Genomic DNA, 23,043 nt, shown 5'->3' on the forward strand with positions numbered 1-23,043 from the left:
CGGTCGGAGTCGCCAGGGGGCAAACGCCCCCTGGCGGTATGTAAGGTTAAGTGTTGCTGATTTACCAGATGATCTGGTCGATGCCGTCGAAGTCGATTTGGGTGCCATCCTCCAAGGTGATGTAACCCGCTGCATCGCCCGCATCGAAGGTGATGGCATCGAAGACATCGCCACCCACATCGATGGTTTGCAAGGTAAAGTCCGAGTTGGTGTCAATGGTCCAGTTACCCACATCCCCCAGATCCAGCACCGGATCACTGGTCATGCCATCCATACGGATCACATCATTATAGTCAGCACCACCGCTGATAAAGTCAGAACCATCGTTCATGCCAAAGATGAACAGGTCATCCCCAGCACCACCGGAGAGGATGTCATCGCCCATGCCACCCTGGAAGATGTCATTGCCGTCACCACCACTCAGATGATCGTTACCATCGGTGCCGGTCATAACATCGTCGCCTGCGGTACCCTGGATCTCATCTTGAGTGACCGCCACATCAAACAGGCCAGCTTCGCTGGTGGCACCTTCTTCGTCAGTAACCTCAACGGAGAGGCTACGGGTACCGGGCTCATCCACATCCAACTGTATGGAGTGCAGAACATTTTCATAGGTATCAGTGCTCTCTACACCAGAGAGTACCAGATCACCCTCTCCACCAAAACCACCGCCACTCACGGTAATGTTGGTGCCATCAATCATAAAGGTGCTCGAACCATCATCGGCCACCAGCTCACTGACTTGGAAGCCATTAAAGCTAAAGCTGTCTCCTGCACCCTCGCCATCGGTAATGGCAATGGTTGCGCCGCTAAAGTTCTGGCTGTCGGTGTCGGTGATGGTGATATGGCTGCCAATATCCACCAAACCATCGCCAATATCGTCATACACCAGCATCTCATCCATGGTCACCACGGGGGTGTCATCCACCTCAATGGTAAAGCCAAGATCCATATCCACCACGTTGACATTGTTCTGGTCACTGCTGACCGACATGGTGACATGGATGGTACCGGTAAACTCTTCCGGTGGGGTCATGGTTAGACCATTCAGCTGGTCGCCGGTCAAGCTCCAGGTACCATCCCCATTGTCGGTCCCTGCGGATAGCTGCGAGCCATCAGGCAAACCATCCAGGATAATGAGCATGGTCTCGGGTGAGGCGTCACTCATATCCAGCGATGCCGCACTCAGGTTAAGGCTAATGGCCGAGTTTTCAATACCCGCTGCATCTTCAGCCGAGGCGTTAAAGATGTCGGCATCAGCCTCAAAGGTCACGGTAAACTCAGCCGAGCTATTGGCCTGAATATCAATCTCACCGGTATCCGGATCACGGTCCACCGAGTAAGAGGTCAATTGCAGATCCATGTTGCCCGAAAAATCCACCGGCGGTTTAACGCTCAGATCATCCAGATCATCGGGGGCGACGCTCCATGTGCCATCGCCATTGTTAAAGCCATGGGAGAAGGTGGTCCCCTCTGGGAAGCCACTGATCACCACATTGATCGACTCTGCTCCGCTGCCATCCAATACCGCCGAGAGACCCTCAAGCTCAAAGCCGGTATCTTCAAGACCCGTGACAACCTGATCTTGTACCGTCAGCAGCACATCATCGGCATCGGCGACCACATTGACATTAACCGTCGCGCTAACGGTAATATCCTCCGCACCATCGACCCCACCTTCACCACCGGTGGCTTTAAAGGTCAGATTAAAGTTGGTGTTTCCATCTTCAGGCGGCGTAAGGGTCAGGCCATCGGTACGCCACGAGGTGGCGGTACCATCCTCGGCACTGCCCGTCACCGTAAGCTCTGCAACAGGGATCTCCCAGTTACCGGTGTCGGGGTTCTGCTCACCCAAGCTCAGGGTGGCACCCTCTGGCACCCCTTCTACAATCACCACACCACTCAGGGTCTCGCTGCCATCCGCATCGGGCATGTTCAGCGTGACTTGGATCTCAATGGCGCTATCCTCCATCCCGCCCACAGGGCTGATATGGATGTTTGGACCGTCGGTTATGGCATTGACATCTACAGTCACGATGTGATCTTGCACCAACTCCTGACCGTTTACATCAATGGTGATCGCTTGCATGGGGATGTTCATCTCACCGCTGAAATCTTCAGGCGGTGTGACCTCCAGGGTTTCAACCTGCTCAGCGGTAAAGACCCAGGTGCCATTGAGTGGATTAAAGATGCCCGCTGATAGAGAGGCTCCCTCTGGCAGGTCGGCATCAGCGATCACAAACGAGGTGATCTCAGAACCCGCAGAACTACTTTGTGCATTACCAGCGTCGGCGGCTGGGGGCGGTTCAATCGCGTTGTTGCCAGAGTTTTGTCCATGTCCACCGGAACATTGGCCACCGTTACCGGAGCCGTGACCGCTGTTACCGGAGGCGTGGTTACCGGAGCCGTGACCGCTGTTACCGGAGGCGTGGTTGCCGGAGCCGTGACCGCTGTTACCGGAGGCGTGGTTGCCGGAGCCGTGACCGCTGTTACCGGAACTGTGGTTGCCGGAGCCGTGACCGCTGTTACCGGAACTGTGGTTGCCGGAGCCGTGACCGCTGTTACCGGAGGCGTGGTTACCGGAGCCGTGACCGCTGTTACCGGAACTGTGGTTGCCGGAGCCGTGACCGCTGTTACCGGAGGCGTGGTTGCCGGAGCCGTGACCGCTGTTACCGGAACTGTGGTTGCCGGAGCCGTGACCGCTGTTACCGGAGGCGTGGTTACCGGAGCCGTGACCGCTGTTACCGGAGGCGTGGTTGCCGGAGCCCTGACCGCTGTTACCGGAACCGTGGTTACCGGAACCGTGGTTACCGGAACCGTGGTTACCGGAACCCTGACCGCTGTTGCCGGAGGCGTGGTTACCGGAGCCCTGACCATCGTTACCGGAACCGTGGTTGCCGGAACCCTGACCCTGGTTATCATTGTCGTCATTGCCACCCGCATTGCCCTGCAAAGAGGTTGCGGTGATACCCATATCTATACTGCTATCTTCGTTACCAACCCCACCACTGCTAATAGAAACGCCGCTTACTTCACCATCCCATGCGACATCACTATTGGGGTGTCCATTACCAGGGCCTGGGTTGTAGCTCTGATCCAGGTCTGTATCAATGTGAATGCTCACCGTGACATGGCTGTCAAAGTTCACATCGCCATCGTTTTCCACGGTTACGGCGGTTACGGTTATATCAAAATGGTCTCCCGTTACCAAACCACCCTGGGGCACAATGTGTAGTGCGCCTAACTGATCCTCTGTAACGATCCACTGGCCCTCGCCCGCATTGATGCCTGCGTGAATCGCATTACCATCACTATCCACACCCGCAGCCAAGAACGCGCCATCGGGTACATCGCTGACAATATAGTAACGTGATTCAGAGCCATCCTGATCAATCATGGTCGATTCAATCTGGATGGGGATCTGATGCACACCGTCACTCGCAATGTCATTATTGAGTGGCATGTCACTAAAGTCCGTACCGCTTAGATCCAGGCTCAACTCTTTGCCATTGCCCGCCATACGCACATAGTCACCACCATCGCCATCACCATTGACCGAAAAATCCCCCGATCCGTTGGTAGGATCATACGTATGTCCCGCAATCTCCACCCCTTTGATCAGAATGTTCGACTGGTTACTGGTGGGTTGGAAGGTGATGCTGTTGGGATCAACCTGACTGAAATCCACATCATTGATGGTCAGGGTGTCCCAAGCATCGTTGCCATTGTTATGGAAGACATCCGTCTGATAGGTGCCAACGCTCTCACCGTCGATGAAAATTTCAAACTCACCGGCATGAGCGCTGTTGGTCCCCTTGGCGATCTGCAATACCAGCGCTGTGGCATCGGCACTCTGACCGGCAACCAGATCATTCACCCCATCGGCCACACCCACCACATCGACTGTGTGAACAACGCTGTTGCTCTCCACATCGCCATTGTTATCCATGGCCGTGGCCGTCACCGTAACCTGAAAATCTTCGTTACTGTGGGTCGGCGTAACCAGGGTCAAACCATCCAGATTGTCCGGCTCAAACACATAGTTGCCATCCGCATCCGGGGTCAACGGCAGGCCATCCTGCATCAACACCACGTTGGCCGGAATGTCAGATACCGTCACCGAAGTGATCACCTCCGCCCCACCATGGGCGTTGCCATCGGTCACACTGGGAGAGATGGTAAAAGGAATACCCCCATCCATATCCTCATGACCCGCCGCTTGTATGCTGATGTGCGGCTCATCCGCGTCCGCAATCACCGTCACATGGAACTGCTCCGTGGTGGTCCACTTATCCCCACCGGTCAACTCAATGCGCTCGCCGTTGCCATCCAACATCAAGTTGCCCTGATCATCCACCTGGAAACCACGCTCCGTCACCGTAATGGCCACATCCACGTTGATCTCACCCGAATAATCCTCCGGCGTCACCAGTCGAATCGAACCCATGGCATCTTCACTAACCACCCAGTTGCCATTGCCCGCATAGCTCAGATCATCCGCCTCCGGTGCCCACAAATAGGTGCCCGCAGGGGCATCATTGGGAATGCTCAACACCACCGACAACTGTTCCGAGTTGTCATCTGCATCCGCACCCAGCGTAATACTGGTCAAATCCAGCAATACCGAACCATTGGGCGCACCCGCAACCACCTGATCCTCCACCATGCTGGCAGAAAGATCCCCAAACTCCGCCGCATCCGCATCCCCAATCACCGTCACACTAAAACTGGCGCTGGTCGAGGCACTGGGGGTATCCACCGTACCCGCATCCTGATCGGTGGTAGGGTTGCTCTCCGTCGAGGTGGCCGTCACCGTAAGATGCATCGCATCATTGCTCTGCGCCGGTGGGGTAATGGTCAACCCTTGCAGATCTCCCGGCTCCAATGTCCACGTGCCATCACCATTGTCCGTACCTGCGCTCAGCATGGCACCACTGGGAACCCCCGCAATCACCACACTCATGCTCTCAGAGCCATCCACATCCACCAGCGCCGCGTTGATGTTAAGGCTAATGGCGGTGTCTTCGGTACCGCCCACGTTGCCCACGCTCAGTTCTGGCGCGTCAGCCACCGCATCCACCTCAACATGGATGCTGCCAGTGGCCATGGCGGTATCTTGCCCGTCATCACTAATGACCAAGGCGAAATCCAACTGGAAATCGGCATCGCTGTTCTCGGGCGGTGTCACCGTCATCGTGTCAAAGGTCCAACCGGTGGTGTTGCCATCTCCATCCACCGTAACCGACAGCAGAGCGGTGGGTACCCGCCATGTGGTGGTGGTCTCGGTGGTGGTCTGCGGCTTGCCATTGTCACCCAGTACCACGTTGCCCGCACCATCAGTCACCGGTGTGGTCACCGTATGGCTGCTGCTCTGAATGGTCACACCATTCACAACCATCGTCGCACCCGCCGCACCAGGATCATCCGAGGTGATAATCACATCCCCCAAAATGGTCTCAGATCCATCAATATCCCCATTCAGGGTGATGGTAGGCTCCAGACTAATGGCATGATCCTCAAGCCCATGGGCATCCACCGTGTTGATGGTCGCCCCATCCGCATCCGCATCCACACGGATCGTAACCGCTTTGCTGGTCAACTGCGTGGCATAACCATTGCCATCATCAGTGGCCTCCACCGTGGTGGTGGTAAAGGTCAGCTTAACATCCGTCGAATCATTCTCCGCCGGGGTAAAGGTCAGTCCAGGAATCTCCCACTTATAGTCGCCATGGGCATTATTGGCCGTGGGGCTCAACGCCTCTTGATCAATGGAGTAGCTGCCATCGCCATTGTCATGAATAAAGCCCGCATTATCCCCAACAATGCTCAGAGTCGCACCCTCAGGCACCCCAGAGATGATCACCGGACCCTGCAAGCTCTCAGAACCATCGGTATCATTAAGCTGGATCGAGTTGTTGATGGTGATCGCCGTATCTTCAACACCCGCACCGCTAAAGGAGATCTTGGTGCCGTCGGCATCAGACTGCACGTTCACCGAAAAACTGGTGGATTGCAGCGAACTGACATCATCCACCGTGCTGCCATCTTCAGCAAAATCCTTGGTGTAGGCGTTGACGTTGACCGTAAAGTCGCTGTCTTCGTTAGAACCGCCATACATGCGCACCTTGCCAGAGTCCACATCCGCCGCCGAGACGTTCCAGTTACCATCGCCATCGGTGGATTGGGTGGTCCAGTTGTTGCCCACTTTAACTTGCAGTTTGACATCGCTGCTGTCGGCGTTGATCTGGTAGAAGATCTGCTCCGAACCATCGGTGTCAATCAAATCACTGGAGATGCCAGGACCGTTGCTGCTGCTGTTCAGATAGAACCAGTTATCCTCACGCACATCCACATCTTGGGCATCGGCCATGTTCTGCACGCCATCGGCCACACCAACCACCTCCACATGCACCGCGTTGGTGCTGGTAATGGTATCGGTGGTTATGCCATTGTCGTCGGTCACTTCAACATTAAGATTCATGTTAAAGTCAACGTTGGAGTCGGCAGGGGCCTGCACTTGCAAACCGACCACTTCAAAGTTCTCATGATCGCTGGTAACCACATACTCAGCCGGAATGGTAAAGCTATCCCCCGTCCCGGTAGAGGTGCCCAGATCAATAATATCCCCGCTATCAGGATCCACAATTTGCAGAGACGCCCCCGCCGGCAGACCCGAGAAGGTAACACTACCCACCGACTCCGAACCATCGTTATCGGTGATGGCAAAGCTGGTGCTCACATCAATCCAGCTATCCTCACTACCCGATGCACTGGACGTAACGCTTACCTCATCGGCATCAGGGTTCACCGTCACCGTAAAGCTGGATGAACCGCTCAGGGCATCATCCACCGTCACGCCATCTTCAGCGTAGTCATTAAGGTTCCAAGAGACATCCAAACCAAACTGACCGCTATAATCCTCGGGCAGATCGGTCAACTGAATGGCGCTAAAGTCAACTGGGGCATCCCCTGTGCTGGTAATGGTCCAAGTGCCATCGCCATTGTCGGTACCCGCAGAGAGCTGCGCCCCAGCGGGCACACCACCGATGGTGACCACCAGGGTCTCAGAACCATCCACATCCGCCAAACCACCGCTGATATCCAGGGTAATGGCCTGATCTTCCGTACCGGTGGTATCGTTAAAGGCAAGGCTTGGATCATCGGCCACGCCGGTTACTTCAACGGAGATGGTGCCATTGGTGCGCGCCGTGTCGTTGGTGACACCATTGCTGTCGGTGGTGGTAACACGGATACCCAGTTCAAAGTCCACGTTGGAATCCGCCGGGGCCTTAATCTCCAGACCATTAATGGTGTAGCTGTTCTCGGCATCGCCCTCCACCACATAATCCATGGGGATGGTGGCGCGGCCATTGTTGACGTTAATGGGGGTGCCATCGCTCATCTGCAATTCCGCACCCGCTGGAATACCGGTAATGACCACCCCCGTGACATGCTCAGATCCGTCTGTATCCAGCAGGGTGAAGACCGGCTCATTGACCGAGATCCACTGATCTTCCAAACCCGAGGCGCTGCCATCCACAATGCTCACACCATCGGAGTCGGGATTCACCGTCAGGGTAAAGCTGGTGCTGCGGCTGGTCGTATCATCCCCCGCCGCGCCGTCCGCGTCGGCATCCAGCACATTAACGGTAACGCCCATGTCAAACACGCCAGAGACATCGCCATCCACGGTGGCGGAGAGGCCATCCAGATCTCCGGCTTCCAGGGTCCAGGTGCCATCGCCATTGTCGGTACCCGCCGACAGGGTGACGGTATCGGGCACACCCGAGATCACCACCGAAGTGATGGACTCGGAGCCATCCATATCGGTGACGGCGGCGGCAATATCCAAGGGGATGGTGGCGGCATCTTCATTGCCGGCCACATTGTTGGCCACCAGATCCGGTGCATCCGCGACCGAAACCACTTCAACATTGATCGCACCACTATCCAGCACCGTATCACTGGTTACACCGTTGCTGTCGGTGGTTTCGACCGTAATGCCCAAGGAGAAGTCCACATTGGAGTCGCTGGGTGCCTTGATCTCCAAACCATCAATGGTAAAGGTTCCCTCGGTGGCGGTTTCAGTCACAGCCCCCATGGGGATAACGGCGGTGCCATCGGCATTAACCGTGATCTCCGTGCCATCAGCCAAGCGGATCTCTGTACCATCGGGAATACCCGTAAGGGTAACGCCCGTTACCGATTCAGACCCATCCGTGTCTTGCAGAGCAAAGGTGGGCTCGTTGACCGAGATCCACTGATCTTCACGACCGGAGGCGCTGCCTGCGGTAATCTCCACCCCATCCGCTTCGGGGTTGACCGTCAGGGTAAACTGCGAAGAGACCGAAGTGGTGTCCGTACCGCCACTGTTGGCACCATCATCCAACACATGTACGGTAACGCCCATATTAAAGACGCCAGAGACATCGCCATCCACCGTGGCAGAAAGACCGTCCAGATCCCCCACAGAGAGGGTCCAGGTACCATCCCCATTGTCGGTGCCCGCCGACAGGGTCACGGTGTCGGGCACATCGGAGATCACCACCGAGGTGATGGATTCCGAACCATCGGTATCGGTGACCGCTGCGGCGATATCCAGAGGAATGCTGGTGGCATCCTCTTGACCCACCACATCCCCCACATTCAGGTCAGGTGCATCGGCGTCGGGGTTAACCGTCACTGTAAAGCTGGACGAACCGTTTAAGGAATCATCCACCGTGACGCCATCGTCACCAACATCATTAAGGTTCCAAGAGACATCCAGATCAAACTTACCGCTATAATCCTCGGGCAGATCGGTCAACTGAATGGCGCTAAAGTCAACTGGGGCATCCCCTGTGCTGGTAATGGTCCAAGTGCCATCGCCATTGTCGGTACCCGCAGAGAGCTGCGCCCCAGCGGGCACACCACCAATGGTGACCACCAGGGTCTCAGAACCATCCACATCTGCCAAACCACCGCTGATATCCAGGGTAATGGCCTGATCTTCCGTACCGGTGGTATCGTTAACGGTCAAGCTCGGATCATCGGCCACGCCGGTTACTTCAACGGAGATGGTGCCATTGGTGATCTCGGTATCGGTGGTCGCACCATTGTCGTCGATGGTGGTGACGCGGATACCCAGTTCAAAGTCCACGTTGGAATCCGCCGGGGCCATCACCTGCAAGCCAGCTAGGCTGTAGCTGCCATCGCCATTGTCGGTGACTTGATCCATGCTCAGGGTGGCGGAACCATCGGTGATCTCAATGGGGGTACCATCGGCCATTTGCAGGGTCGCACCCTCAGGAATGCCGGTAATGGTCACGCCGGTCACCGCCTCGGAGCCGTCGGTATCGGTGACGGCAAAGCTGGAGTTCACATCAATCCAGCTATCCTCGGCACCGCTGGCGCTGCCTGCGGTAAAGGTCACCTCATCGGCATCGGGATTCACCGTCAGGGTAAAGCTGGTGGAGCTGCTGCTGGTATCATCCCCACCGCTGTCACCATCGGCATCCAGCACATTAACCGTAACGCCCATGTCAAACACACCGGAGACGTTGCCATCCACGGTGGCGGAGAGGCCATCCAGATCCCCGGCTTCCAGGGTCCAGGTGCCATCGCCATTGTCGGTACCCGCCGACAGGGTGACGGTATCGGGCACACCCGAGATCACCACCGAGGTGATGGACTCAGAGCCATCCATATCGGTAACCGCAGAGGCGATATCCAAGGGGATGGTGGTGGCATCTTCACCGCCGGTCACATCCCCCGCGCTCAATTCTGGCGCATCAGCCACCGAGGCCACCTCCACGGAGATGGTGCCTGTGGTGATTTCGCTGTCGGTAGTCGCACCATTGTCGTCGGTGGTGGTGACGCGGATGCCTAACTCAAAGTTGTCGTTGGAATCCGCCGGGGCCATCACCTGCAAGCCAGCTAGGCTGTAGCTGCCATCGCCATTGTCGGTGACTTGATCCATGCTCAGGGTGGCGGAACCATCGGTGATCTCAATGGGGGTGCCATCGGCCATTTGCAGGGTCGCACCCTCAGGAATGCCGGTGATGGTCACGCCGGTCACCGCCTCGGAGCCGTCGGTATCGGTGACGGCAAAGCTGGAGTTCACATCAATCCAGCTATCCTCGGCACCGCTGGCGCTGCCTGCGGTAAAGGTCACCTCATCGGCATCGGGATTCACCGTCAGGGTAAAGCTGGTGGAGGCGCTGCTGGTATCATCCCCACCGCTGTCACCATCGGCATCCAGCACATTAACCGTAACGCCCATGTCAAACACACCGGAGACGTTGCCATCCACGGTGGCGGAGAGGCCATCCAGATCCCCGGCTTCCAGGGTCCAGGTGCCATCGCCATTGTCGGTACCCGCCGACAGGGTGACGGTATCGGGCACACCCGAGATCACCACCGAGGTGATGGACTCAGAGCCATCCATATCGGTAACCGCAGAGGCGATATCCAAGGGGATGGTGGTGGCATCTTCACCGCCGGTCACATCCCCCGCGCTCAATTCTGGCGCATCAGCCACCGAGGCCACCTCCACGGAGATGGTGCCATTGGTGATTTCGCTGTCGGTAGTCGCACCATTGTCGTCGGTGGTGGTGACGCGGATGCCTAACTCAAAGTTGTCGTTGGAATCCGCCGGGGCCATCACCTGCAAGCCAGCTAGGCTGTAGCTGCCATCGCCATTGTCGGTGACTTGATCCATGCTCAGGGTGGCGGAACCATCGGTGATCTCAATGGGGGTGCCATCGGCCATTTGCAGGGTCGCACCCTCAGGAATGCCGGTGATGGTCACGCCGGTCACCGCCTCGGAGCCGTCGGTATCGGTGACGGCAAAGCTGGAGTTCACATCAATCCAGCTATCCTCGGCACCGCTGGCGCTGCCTGCGGTAAAGGTCACCTCATCGGCATCGGGATTCACCGTCAGGGTAAAGCTGGTGGAGGCGCTGCTGGTATCATCCCCACCGCTGTCACCATCGGCATCCAGCACATTAACCGTAACGCCCATGTCAAACACACCGGAGACGTTGCCATCCACGGTGGCGGAGAGGCCATCCAGATCCCCGGCTTCCAGGGTCCAGGTGCCATCGCCATTGTCGGTACCCGCCGAGAGGGTGACGGTATCGGGCACACCCGAGATCACCACCGAGGTGATGGACTCAGAACCATCCATATCGGTAACCGCAGAGGCGATATCCAAGGGGATGGTGGTGGCATCTTCACCGCCGGTCACATCCCCCGCGCTCAACTCTGGCGCATCAGCCACCGAGGCCACCTCCACGGAGATGCTGCCATTGGTGATCTCGGTATCGGTGCTCACCCCATTGTCGTCGGTGGTGGTGACGCGGATGCCTAACTCAAAGTTTTCGTTGGAGTCCGCCGGGGCCATCACCTGCAAGCCAGCTAGGCTGTAGCTGCCATCGCCATTGTCGGTGACTTGATCCATGCTCAGGGTGGCGGAACCATCGGTGATCTCAATGGGGGTGCCATCGGCCATTTGCAGGGTCGCACCCTCAGGAATGCCGGTGATGGTCACGCCGGTCACCGCCTCGGAGCCGTCGGTATCGGTGACGGCAAAGCTGGAGTTCACATCAATCCAGCTATCCTCGGCACCGCTGGCGCTGCCTGCGGTAAAGGTCACCTCATCGGCATCGGGATTCACCGTCAGGGTAAAGCTGGTGGAGGCGCTGGTGGTATCATCCCCACCGCTGTCACCATCGGCATCCAGCACATTAACCGTAACGCCCATGTCAAACACACCGGAGACGTTGCCATCCACGGTGGCAGAGAGGCCATCCAGATCCCCGGCTTCCAGGGTCCAGGTGCCATCGCCATTGTCGGTACCCGCCGAGAGGGTGACGGTGTCGGGCACACCCGAGATCACCACCGAGGTGATGGACTCAGAGCCATCCATATCGGTAACCGCAGAGGCGATATCCAAGGGGATGGTGGTGGCATCTTCACCGCCGGTTACATCCCCCGCGCTCAAGTCGGGGGCATCAGCATCGCTGATAACCTCAATGCTGATCGAGCCGCTATCAATGGTGGTGTCGCTGGTAACGCCATTGCTATCTGTGGTTTCAATGTCGATACCCAGGGAGAAATTAGCATTCGAATCCGCCGGGGCTTTGACTTCCAGACCATTGATGGTGAACGTATTATCCCCAAGATCGGTCACATACGACATGGGAATGGTGGCACTACCATCGGTCACTTCAATGGCTGTACCGTCATCCATGCGTACTTCAGCACCTTCAGGAATGCCCGTGATGGTCACGCCCGTTACCGTTTCAGAACCATCGGTATCTTGAATCTCAAACAAGGGCTCATTGACGGAGATCCATTGATCTTCAACCCCAGAGCCACTGCCATCGGTAATGGTGACACCATCGGCATCCGGCGTAACCGTTACGGTAAAGTTGGTGCTGCGGCTGGTCACATCATCCCCAGCGGCACCGTCGGCGTCGGCATCCAGCACATTAACCGTAACCCCAAGGTCCCAACTGCCGGAAAGATCGCCCTCCACACTGGCGGTCAAGCCCTCCAGATCGCCAACCTCCAGGGTCCAGGTGCCATCGCCATTGTCGGTACCGGCACTCAGCGTCATGCTCTCAGGAACATTGGTAATGACCACCGAGCTAATGGATTCAGAACCATCCACATCGGTAACCGCAGTGGCGATATCTAGGTTAATGGTGGCGGCATCTTCATTGCCGGTGACATCGTTGGCCACCAGATCCGGTGCATCCGCGACCGAAACCACTTCAACATTGATCGCACCACTATCCAGCACCGTATCACTGGTTACACCGTTGGTGTCGGTGGTTTCGACCGTAATGCCCAAGGAGAAGTCCACATTGGAGTCGCTGGGTGCCTTGATCTCCAAACCATCAATGGTAAAGGTTCCCTCGGTAGCGGTTTCAGAGACCGCACCCATGGGGATAACGGCAGTGCCATCGGCCTCCACGGTGATCTCAGTGCCATCGGCCAAACGCAGTTCGGTCCCTTCAGGAATACCGGTGATGGTAACCCCCGTGACCGATTCAGACCCGTCACTGTCTTGAATAATAAAGGTGGGCTCATTGACGGAGATCCACTGATCTTCGCTACCGGATGCGCTGCCGGCGGTGATCTCCACCCCATCCGCTTCTGGGTTGACCGTCAGGGTAAACTGTGAAGAGACCGATGTGGTATCATCCCCACCGCTGTCACCATCGACATCCAGCACATTGACCGTAACGCCCATATTAAAGACGCCAGAGACATCACCATCCACCGTGGCAGAAAGACCGTCCAGATCCTCCACCGAGAGGGTCCAAGTGCCATCCCCATTGTCGGTACCCGCCGACAGGGTGACGGTATCGGGCACATCGGAGATCACCACCGAGGTGATGGACTCCGAACCATCGGTATCGGTGACCGCAGCGGCGATATCCAAGGGGATGGTGGTGGCATCTTCATTGCCTGAGGCATCAGCGGCGCTCAATTCTGGCGCATCAGCCACCGAGGCCACCTCCACGGAGATGCTGCCCGTGGTGATTTCGCTGTCGGTGCTCACCCCATTGTCGTCGGTGGTGGTGACGCGGATGCCTAACTCAAAGTTTTCGTTGGAGTCCGCCGGGGCCATCACCTGCAAGCCAGCTAGGCTGTAGCTGCCATCGCCATTGTCGGTGACTTGATCCATGCTCAGGGTGGCGGAACCATCGGTGATCTCAATGGGGGTACCATCGGCCATTTGCAGGGTCGCACCCTCAGGAATGCCGGTAATGGTCACGCCGGTCACCGCCTCGGAGCCGTCGGTATCGGTGACGGCAAAGCTGGAGTTCACATCAATCCAGCTATCCTCGGCACCGCTGGCGCTGCCTGCGGTAAAGGTCACCTCATCGGCATCGGGATTCACCGTCAGGGTAAAGCTGGTGGAGGCGCTGCTGGTATCATCCCCACCGCTGTCACCATCGGCATCCAGCACATTAACCGTAACGCCCATGTCAAACACACCGGAGACGTTGCCATCCACGGTGGCGGAGAGGCCATCCAGATCCCCGGCTTCCAGGGTCCAGGTGCCATCGCCATTGTCGGTACCCGCCGAGAGGGTGACGGTATCGGGCACACCCGAGATCACCACCGAGGTGATGGACTCAGAGCCATCCATATCGGTGATGGCGGTCTCAATGTTCAGAGGGATGGTGGTGGCATCTTCATTGCCTGTGGCATCAGCGGCGCTCAATTCTGGCGCATCAGCCACCGAGGCCACCTCCACGGAGATGCTGCCCGTGGTGATTTCGCTGTCGGTGCTCACCCCATTGTCGTCGGTGGTGGTGACGCGGATGCCTAACTCAAAGTTTTCGTTGGAGTCCGCCGGGGCCATCACCTGCAAGCCAGCTAGGCTGTAGCTGCCATCGCCATTGTCGGTGACTTGATCCATGCTCAGGGTGGCGGAACCATCGGTGATCTCAATGGGGGTGCCATCGGCCATTTGCAAGGTCGCACCCTCAGGAATGCCGGTGATGGTCACGCCGGTCACCGCCTCGGAGCCGTCGGTATCGGTGACGGCAAAGCTGGAGTTCACATCAATCCAGCTATCCTCGGCACCGCTGGCGCTGCCTGCGGTAAAGGTCACCTCATCGGCATCGGGATTCACCGTCAGGGTAAAGCTGGTGGAGGCGCTGCTGGTATCATCCCCACCGCTGTCACCATCGGCATCCAGCACATTAACCGTAACGCCCATGTCAAACACACCGGAGACGTTGCCATCCACGGTGGCGGAGAGGCCATCCAGATCCCCGGCTTCCAGGGTCCAGGTGCCATCGCCATTGTCGGTACCCGCCGAGAGGGTGACGGTATCGGGCACACCCGAGATCACCACCGAGGTGATGGACTCAGAGCCATCCATATCGGTAACCGCAGAGGCGATATCCAAGGGGATGGTGGTGGCATCTTCACCGCCGGTCACATCCCCCGCGCTCAATTCTGGCGCATCGGCCACCGAGGAGACCTCGACGGAGATGCTGCCATTGGTGATTTCGCTGTCGGTGCTCACCCCATTATCGTCGGTGGTGGTGACGCGGATGCCTAACTCAAAGTTTTCGTTGGAGTCCGCCGGGGCCATCACCTGCAAGCCAGCTAGGCTGTAGCTGCCATCGCCATTGTCGGTGACTTGATCCATGCTCAGGGTGGCGGAACCATCGGTGATCTCAATGGGGGTGCCATCGGCCATTTGCAGGGTCGCACCCTCAGGAATGCCGGTGATGGTCACGCCGGTCACCGCCTCGGAGCCGTCGGTATCGGTGACGGCAAAGCTGGAGTTCACATCAATCCAGCTATCCTCGGCACCGCTGGCGCTGCCTGCGGTAAAGGTCACCTCATCGGCATCGGGATTCACCGTCAGGGTAAAGCTGGTGGAGCTGCTGGTGGTATCATCCCCACCGCTGTCACCATCGACATCCAGCACATTAACCGTAACGCCCATGTCAAACACACCGGAGACGTTGCCATCCACGGTGGCAGAGAGGCCATCCAGATCCCCGGCTTCCAGGGTCCAGGTGCCATCGCCATTGTCGGTACCCGCCGACAGGGTGACGGTATCGGGCACACCCGAGATCACCACCGAGGTGATGGACTCAGAGCCATCCATATCGGTAACCGCAGAGGCGATATCCAAGGGGATGGTGGTGGCATCTTCACCGCCGGTCACATCCCCCGCGCTCAACTCAGGGGCATCAGCCACCGAGGCCACCTCGACGGAGATGGTGCCATTGGTGATTTCACTATCGGTGCTCACCCCATTGTCGTCGGTGGTGGTGACGCGGATGCCTAACTCAAAGTTTTCGTTGGAGTCCGCCGGGGCCATCACCTGCAAGCCAGCTAGGCTGTAGCTGCCATCGCCATTGTCGGTGACTTGATCCATGCTCAGGGTGGCGGAACCATCGGTGATCTCAATGGGGGTGCCATCGGCCATTTGCAGGGTCGCACCCTCAGGAATACCGGTGATGGTCACGCCGGTCACCGCCTCGGAGCCATCGGTATCGGTGACGGCAAAGCTGGAGTTCACATCAATCCAGCTATCCTCGGCACCGCTGGCGCTGCCTGCGGTAAAGGTCACCTCATCGGCATCGGGATTCACCGTCAGGGTAAAGCTGGTGGAGGCGCTGCTGGTATCATCCCCACCGCTGTCACCATCGGCATCCAGCACATTAACCGTAACGCCCATGTCAAACACACCGGAGACGTTGCCATCCACGGTGGCGGAGAGGCCATCCAGATCCCCGGCTTCCAGGGTCCAGGTGCCATCGCCATTGTCGGTACCCGCCGACAGGGTGACGGTATCGGGCACACCCGAGATCACCACCGAAGTGATGGACTCAGAGCCATCCATATCGGTAACCGCAGAGGCGATATCCAAGGGGATGGTGGTGGCATCTTCACCGCCGGTCACATCCCCCGCGCTCAATTCTGGCGCATCGGCCACCGAGGAGACCTCTACGGAGATGGTGCCATTGGTGATTTCGCTGTCGGTGCTCACCCCATTGTCGTCGGTGGTGGTGACGCGGATGCCTAACTCAAAGTTTTCGTTGGAGTCCGCCGGGGCCATCACCTGCAAGCCAGCTAGGCTGTAGCTGCCATCGCCATTGTCGGTGACTTGATCCATGCTCAGGGTGGCGGAACCATCGGTGATCTCAATGGGGGTGCCATCGGCCATTTGCAGGGTCGCACCCTCAGGAATACCGGTGATGGTCACGCCGGTCACCGCCTCGGAGCCGTCGGTATCGGTGACGGCAAAGCTGGAATTCACATCAATCCAGCTATCCTCGGCACCGCTGGCGCTGCCTGCGGTAAAGGTCACCTCATCGGCATCGGGATTCACCGTCAGGGTAAAGCTGGTGGAGGCGCTGCTGGTATCATCCCCACCGCTGTCACCATCGGCATCCAGCACATTAACCGTAACGCCCATGTCAAACACACCGGAGACGTTGCCATCCACGGTGGCGGAGAGGCCATCCAGATCTCCGGCTTCCAGGGTCCAGGTGCCATCGCCATTGTCGGTACCCGCCGAGAGGGTGACGGTATCGGGCACACCCGAGATCACCACCGAGGTGATGGACTCAGAACCATCCATATCGGTAACCGCAGAGGCGATATCCAAGGGGATGGTGGTGGCATCTTCACCGCCGGTCACATCCCCCGCGCTCAATTCTGGCGCATCGGCCACCGAGGAGACCTCTACGGAGATGGTGCCATTGGTGATTTCGCTGTCGGTGCTCACCCCATTGTCGTCGGTGGTGGTGACGCGGATGCCTAACTCAAAGTTTTCGTTGGAGTCCGCCGGGGCCATCACCTGCAAGCCAGCTAGGCTGTAGCTGCCATCGCCATTGTCGGTGACTTGATCCATGCTCAGGGTGGCGGAACCATCGGTGATCTCAATGGGGGTGCCATCGGCCATTTGCAGGGTCGCACCCTCAGGAATGCCGGTGATGGTCACGCCGGTCACCGCCTCGGAGCCGTCGGTATCGGTGACGGCAAAGCTGGAGTTCACATCAATCCAGCTATCCTCGGCACCGCTGGCGCTGCCTGCGGTAAAGGTCACCTCATCGGCATCGGGATTCACCGTCAGGGTAAAGCTGGTGGAGGCGCTGCTGGTATCATCCCCACCGCTGTCACCATCGGCATCCAGCACATTAACCGTAACGCCCATGTCAAACACACCGGAGACGTTGCCATCCACGGTGGCGGAGAGGCCATCCAGATCCCCGGCTTCCAGGGTCCAGGTGCCATCGCCATTGTCGGTACCCGCCGACAGGGTGACGGTATCGGGCACACCCGAGATCACCACCGAGGTGATGGACTCAGAGCCATCCATATCGGTAACCGCAGAGGCGATATCCAAGGGGATGGTGGTGGCATCTTCACCGCCGGTCACATCCCCCGCGCTCAATTCTGGCGCATCAGCCACCGAGGCCACCTCCACGGAGATGGTGCCATTGGTGATTTCGCTGTCGGTAGTCGCACCATTGTCGTCGGTGGTGGTGACGCGGATGCCTAACTCAAAGTTGTCGTTGGAATCCGCCGGGGCCATCACCTGCAAGCCAGCTAGGCTGTAGCTGCCATCGCCATTGTCGGTGACTTGATCCATGCTCAGGGTGGCGGAACCATCGGTGATCTCAATGGGGGTGCCATCGGCCATTTGCAGGGTCGCACCCTCAGGAATGCCGGTGATGGTCACGCCGGTCACCGCCTCGGAGCCATCGGTATCGGTGATGGCAAAGCTGGAGTTCACATCAATCCAGCTATCCTCGGCACCGCTGGCGCTGCCTGCGGTAAAGGTCACCTCATCGGCATCGGGATTCACCGTCAGGGTAAAGCTGGTGGAGCTGCTGGTGGTATCATCCCCACCGCTGTCACCATCGACATCCAGCACATTAACCGTAACGCCCATGTCAAACACACCGGAGACGTTGCCATCCACGGTGGCGGAGAGGCCATCCAGATCCCCGGCTTCCAGGGTCCAGGTGCCATCGCCATTGTCGGTACCCGCCGACAGGGTAACGGTATCGGGCACACCCGAGATCACCACCGAGGTGATGGACTCAGAGCCATCCATATCGGTGATGGCGGTCTCAATGTTCAGAGGGATGGTGGTGGCATCTTCATTGCCTGTGGCATCAGCGGCGCTCAAGTCAGGGGCATCGGCCACCGAGGCCACCTCGACGGAGATGCTGCCCGTGGTGATTTCGCTGTCGGTGCTCACCCCATTGTCGTCGGTGGTGGTGACGCGGATGCCTAACTCAAAGTTTTCGTTGGAGTCCGCCGGGGCCATCACCTGCAAGCCAGCTAGGCTGTAGCTGCCATCGCCATTGTCGGTGACTTGATCCATGCTCAGGGTGGCGGAACCATCGGTGATCTCAATGGGGGTGCCATCGGCCATTTGCAGGGTCGCACCCTCAGGAATGCCGGTGATGGTCACGCCGGTCACCGCCTCGGAGCCGTCGGTATCGGTGACGGCAAAGCTGGAGTTCACATCAATCCAGCTATCCTCGGCACCGCTGGCGCTGCCTGCGGTAAAGGTCACCTCATCGGCATCGGGATTCACCGTCAGGGTAAAGCTGGTGGAGCTGCTGGTGGTATCATCCCCACCGCTGTCACCATCGACATCCAGCACATTAACCGTAACGCCCATGTCAAACACACCGGAGACGTTGCCATCCACGGTGGCGGAGAGGCCATCCAGATCCCCGGCTTCCAGGGTCCAGGTGCCATCGCCATTGTCGGTACCCGCCGACAGGGTGACGGTATCGGGCACACCCGAGATCACCACCGAGGTGATGGACTCAGAACCATCCATATCGGTGATGGCGGTCTCAATGTTCAGAGGGATGGTGGTGGCATCTTCATTGCCTGTGGCATCAGCGGCGCTCAAGTCAGGGGCATCGGCCACCGAGGCCACCTCGACGGAGATGCTGCCCGTGGTGATTTCGCTGTCGGTGCTCACCCCATTGTCGTCAGTGGTGGTGACGCGGATGCCTAACTCAAAGTTTTCGTTGGAGTCCGCCGGGGCCATCACCTGCAAGCCAGCTAGGCTGTAGCTGCCATCGCCATTGTCGGTGACTTGATCCATGCTCAGGGTGGCGGAACCATCGGTGATCTCAATGGGGGTGCCATCGGCCATTTGCAGGGTCGCACCCTCAGGAATACCGGTGATGGTCACGCCGGTCACCGCCTCGGAGCCGTCGGTATCGGTGACGGCAAAGCTGGAGTTCACATCAATCCAGCTATCCTCGGCACCGCTGGCGCTGCCTGCGGTAAAGGTCACCTCATCGGCATCGGGATTCACCGTCAGGGTAAAGCTGGTGGAGCTGCTGGTGGTATCATCCCCACCGCTGTCACCATCGACATCCAGCACATTAACCGTAACGCCCATGTCAAACACACCGGAGACGTTGCCATCCACGGTGGCGGAGAGGCCATCCAGATCCCCGGCTTCCAGGGTCCAGGTGCCATCGCCATTGTCGGTACCCGCCGAGAGGGTAACGGTATCGGGCACACCCGAGATCACCACCGAGGTGATGGACTCAGAGCCATCCATATCGGTGATGGCGGTCTCAATGTTCAGAGGGATGGTGGTGGCATCTTCATTGCCTGTGGCATCAGCGGCGCTCAATTCTGGCGCATCGGCCACCGAGGCCACCGTCACATTCAAATCTGCGGTGACGGTATTAGAAAGACCCGATGAGGTCTCTGTGGTGGTAGCCGTAACGTTAAGGGTAAAATCTTCGTTGGAATCCGCAGGGGGCAGCAGTTGCAAGCCATCGGCAAAATCCCCAGTGATGGTCCAAGTGCCATCGCCATTGTCGACAATGGGGTTTTCCGCGTCAGGATTTTCTGCCAGGAAAGCATCCGCAGCATCCGAACGGATTTCAGAACCTTCTGGGACCCCTTCAATCTTAACAACCAACTGTTCCGCGCCATCCTCTTGAGAGACGTTGAGGTTGATATCAATCCAACCATCTTCGTTCCCGGCGGCAGCTTCGGGCGTTAAAGTAATGCCATCGGCCAGCAAGGTGTCGTCAACCTCTGTCTCATCCGGTGTCTCTTCTTCAACAACAGCCTCTTCTTCAGCTGCCACCTCTTCTTCAACAACCTCTGGGGTGGTGGCCTCAGGGGCAAAAGCGGTCTGCTCAGGGGTGGCGATAGCGGCAGGCTCATCGACAGCAGCATTCGGCTCACTCTCGTTGTTGGCTGGGATCGCCACTTCGGTCTCAGGCAAACCAAACTGGAAACCAGCCTGGGATGCAATGCCCGCCGTGGGGGGGGTGATGGCAAAATCACCACCATCGGCCTCTTGTGCATCCACGCTGTTGCTCTCTGCTTGCACGGGGGCTTCGTTATCGGTCTTCTCAACCTCAACCGTGCCGCTCTCCACAGCGGCTATCTCAGCATCGGTGGTAACCGACTCATTGGGTATAACTCGGCTGCCCATCTGAATGGTCGACATGCTTTGCAGGTCTTCATTCTGATTGCGGCTGCCATCGTGTCCCTGCTGCTGCTCAGCGTCCAAATTGACACTATTGTCGTTTTGCAGGACAGTCATGTCGTCCAGATTCTGCCGGGCCTCTTCACCATCGTCAGCGGTTACTTGAACCGTGGGGGTTTGGTTGCCAGTATCTTCAGCCATGATCATCTCCTGCCATGAGTATAAGAAAAACGCCCACCAGCGTTTTGATCTCGATTGGTTGCCTGTTCCCGCAAAACGATACGGTGAAGTTGTATGCCCTTTTGGTTTTGGGCGCACGGGAAGGGCTACGGAAAAATTCCGATACAGCCATCATACCAAGGTATGCTTACGCTTACAGTAAAAAAAAGTGGGGAATAGAAGTGTTAGGAGGCAATAAAAACAACGATATAGCCATTTGTAGTGCCGGACTTAGGCAAAAATATATTTATGTATTAGATGTGAATTTTATGCATAGTTCTTTTAGGAATTTCTATAGAAGGGCCATCTCTCGCAAATATGCGCTCCGCTGCGAAGCTTCGACAGATCTTTTTTTTTCAAAAATAGAACACGCCCTTTCGAAAAACAGGCGTAACGACAATAAAATGGCCAAAAATATTCGTGTTATAACGTATTTTGAACGATAAAAAAGGGCCGAATAGGCCCTTTTTTACGATAGCTATGGAACGGGGAGTTAGCGTTCGCGGAACGAATCATTAACCGAGGCATAGATGGGTTTAAGCAAATATTCCATAAGGGTTTTTGAACCTGTATGGATGCTCGCTTCCACCGTCATGCCAGGCAAAAGCAGATTTTTGGTTGGGTCGCTTCCAACGTAATTCTGATCTAATTGAATGGTGCCCCGGTAGTAGGGGTCCTTGCCGTTTTCATCCACAAAAGTGGAGGGTGAAACGGCAATAAGTTTCCCCTGAATGCCACCATAACGGGCATAATCATAAGTGCTCACTTTCACCGTAACATCCTGACCAACCGCGACGTGACCAATGTCCACCGTGGTAATTTTAACCTCAACTTTATTGGTATCCTCAAGGGGGACAATTTCAGCGATTTCACCACCAGGACCCAGTACACTGCCGACACCGTTGACCTTAATCTCTTTAATAACCCCATCAACCGGCGAGCGTACCACCAAGCGGGTCATGCGATCCCTTAACCGGGGTAGGGTGGTGCGAATTTGCGTGAGCTCCGAATAGGCACCATCAAGCTCGCGCATGGCATCTTGATAAAAACTATCCTCGGTTTCACGCAAATTTTGCCATTTTTCATCGAGCTCCAATTTGGTGACTTCTACATCCCCTTCAGACTCTAACATATCCGCCCGGGTTTTCTCCCGAGACTGCATGGCTGAGAGGGTCTGTAGGCGGCTCATGAGTTTGCGCTCGGTCAAGGGCCGACGCACCTCCAACTCTTCATTGTAGTACTGTACTTGCTGACGATTGGCTTGGGCTTGGTTGAGCAGCTTTTTTAGCTTCATCTCTTTCTGCTTGACCTGGATCAGAATAACCTCACGCTGGCTGGCCAAAGAGGTGCGCTGTGCATCCAAAAAATCGACGGATTCCGCAATCATATGGTCAAAAAGAGGGCGCTCAATGCCGCTTAGATCAATAGGTTCGCTGTTGATCAAGGCCCGCTTTTGGGCAACCTGTAGCGCTAAAATCGCCTCGCGAGCGTGCATTTGGTTATACTCTGCCAGCACATCTTCCGATTTCATCTGGGCAAGAGGCTGTCCCTGGGTAACGCGCTGCCCTTCTTCAATAAAAATTTCCCCAACGATGCCACCTTCCAGATGCTGTGCAAACTGGATGGTATCCGTTGTGGCTACCTCGCCGGTGGTGTGTGCAACCTCTTCCATATTGGCAAAATTAGCCCAGATGAAAAAAATCAAAATAGCCCCTGCAACGGCCACGGTGGCAATCTTTAACAGACGAGAGATACCCGCCTCTTCCAATACCACAGATTGGGCTAACAAACGCTCCTGACGTTTGCCGGTGGGGATTTTTTTGACCTCGTTAGGTTGCTTTTCTTCACGTTCGGCGTTCATC

At 57.2% G+C, this 23,043-nt stretch carries 3 protein-coding genes; 1 reads left to right on the forward strand and 2 read right to left on the reverse strand.

Going from position 1 to position 23,043, the window contains the following annotated elements; all coding sequences use genetic code 11:
- Window positions 1-61 precede the first annotated feature (61 nt).
- On the reverse strand, window positions 62-21,163 hold the full coding sequence (locus MMC1_RS03725) for a hypothetical protein (protein WP_041640760.1): 21,102 nt from the start codon (window positions 21,161-21,163) through the stop codon (window positions 62-64).
- A 14-nt stretch (window positions 21,164-21,177) separates the two neighbouring features.
- On the opposite strand from MMC1_RS03725, the gene MMC1_RS03730 reads away from it, so the two are divergent.
- On the forward strand, window positions 21,178-21,627 hold the full coding sequence (locus tag MMC1_RS03730; protein WP_041640763.1) for a hypothetical protein: 450 nt from the start codon (window positions 21,178-21,180) through the stop codon (window positions 21,625-21,627).
- Between the two features lie 47 nt (window positions 21,628-21,674).
- Here MMC1_RS03730 and MMC1_RS03735 read toward each other — a convergent pair whose 3' ends face one another.
- Window positions 21,675-23,042 (reverse strand): HlyD family type I secretion periplasmic adaptor subunit, encoded by a 1,368-nt coding sequence (locus tag MMC1_RS03735; protein ID WP_011712411.1) that lies wholly within the window; start codon window positions 23,040-23,042, stop codon window positions 21,675-21,677.
- Window position 23,043: the final 1 nt, after the last annotated feature.

This window comes from Magnetococcus marinus MC-1 (assembly GCF_000014865.1).
Classification (GTDB): domain Bacteria; phylum Pseudomonadota; class Magnetococcia; order Magnetococcales; family Magnetococcaceae; genus Magnetococcus; species Magnetococcus marinus.

Bases quoted from the DNA above. Each gene is read 5' to 3' on its own strand.
- MMC1_RS03725 (WP_041640760.1), bottom strand. From the start codon at position 21,163: ATGGCTGAAGATACTGGCAACCAAACCCCCACGGTTCAAGTAACCGCT.
- MMC1_RS03730 (WP_041640763.1), top strand. From the start codon at position 21,178: ATGAGTATAAGAAAAACGCCCACCAGCGTTTTGATCTCGATTGGTTGC.
- MMC1_RS03735 (WP_011712411.1), bottom strand. From the start codon at position 23,042: ATGAACGCCGAACGTGAAGAAAAGCAACCTAACGAGGTCAAAAAAATC.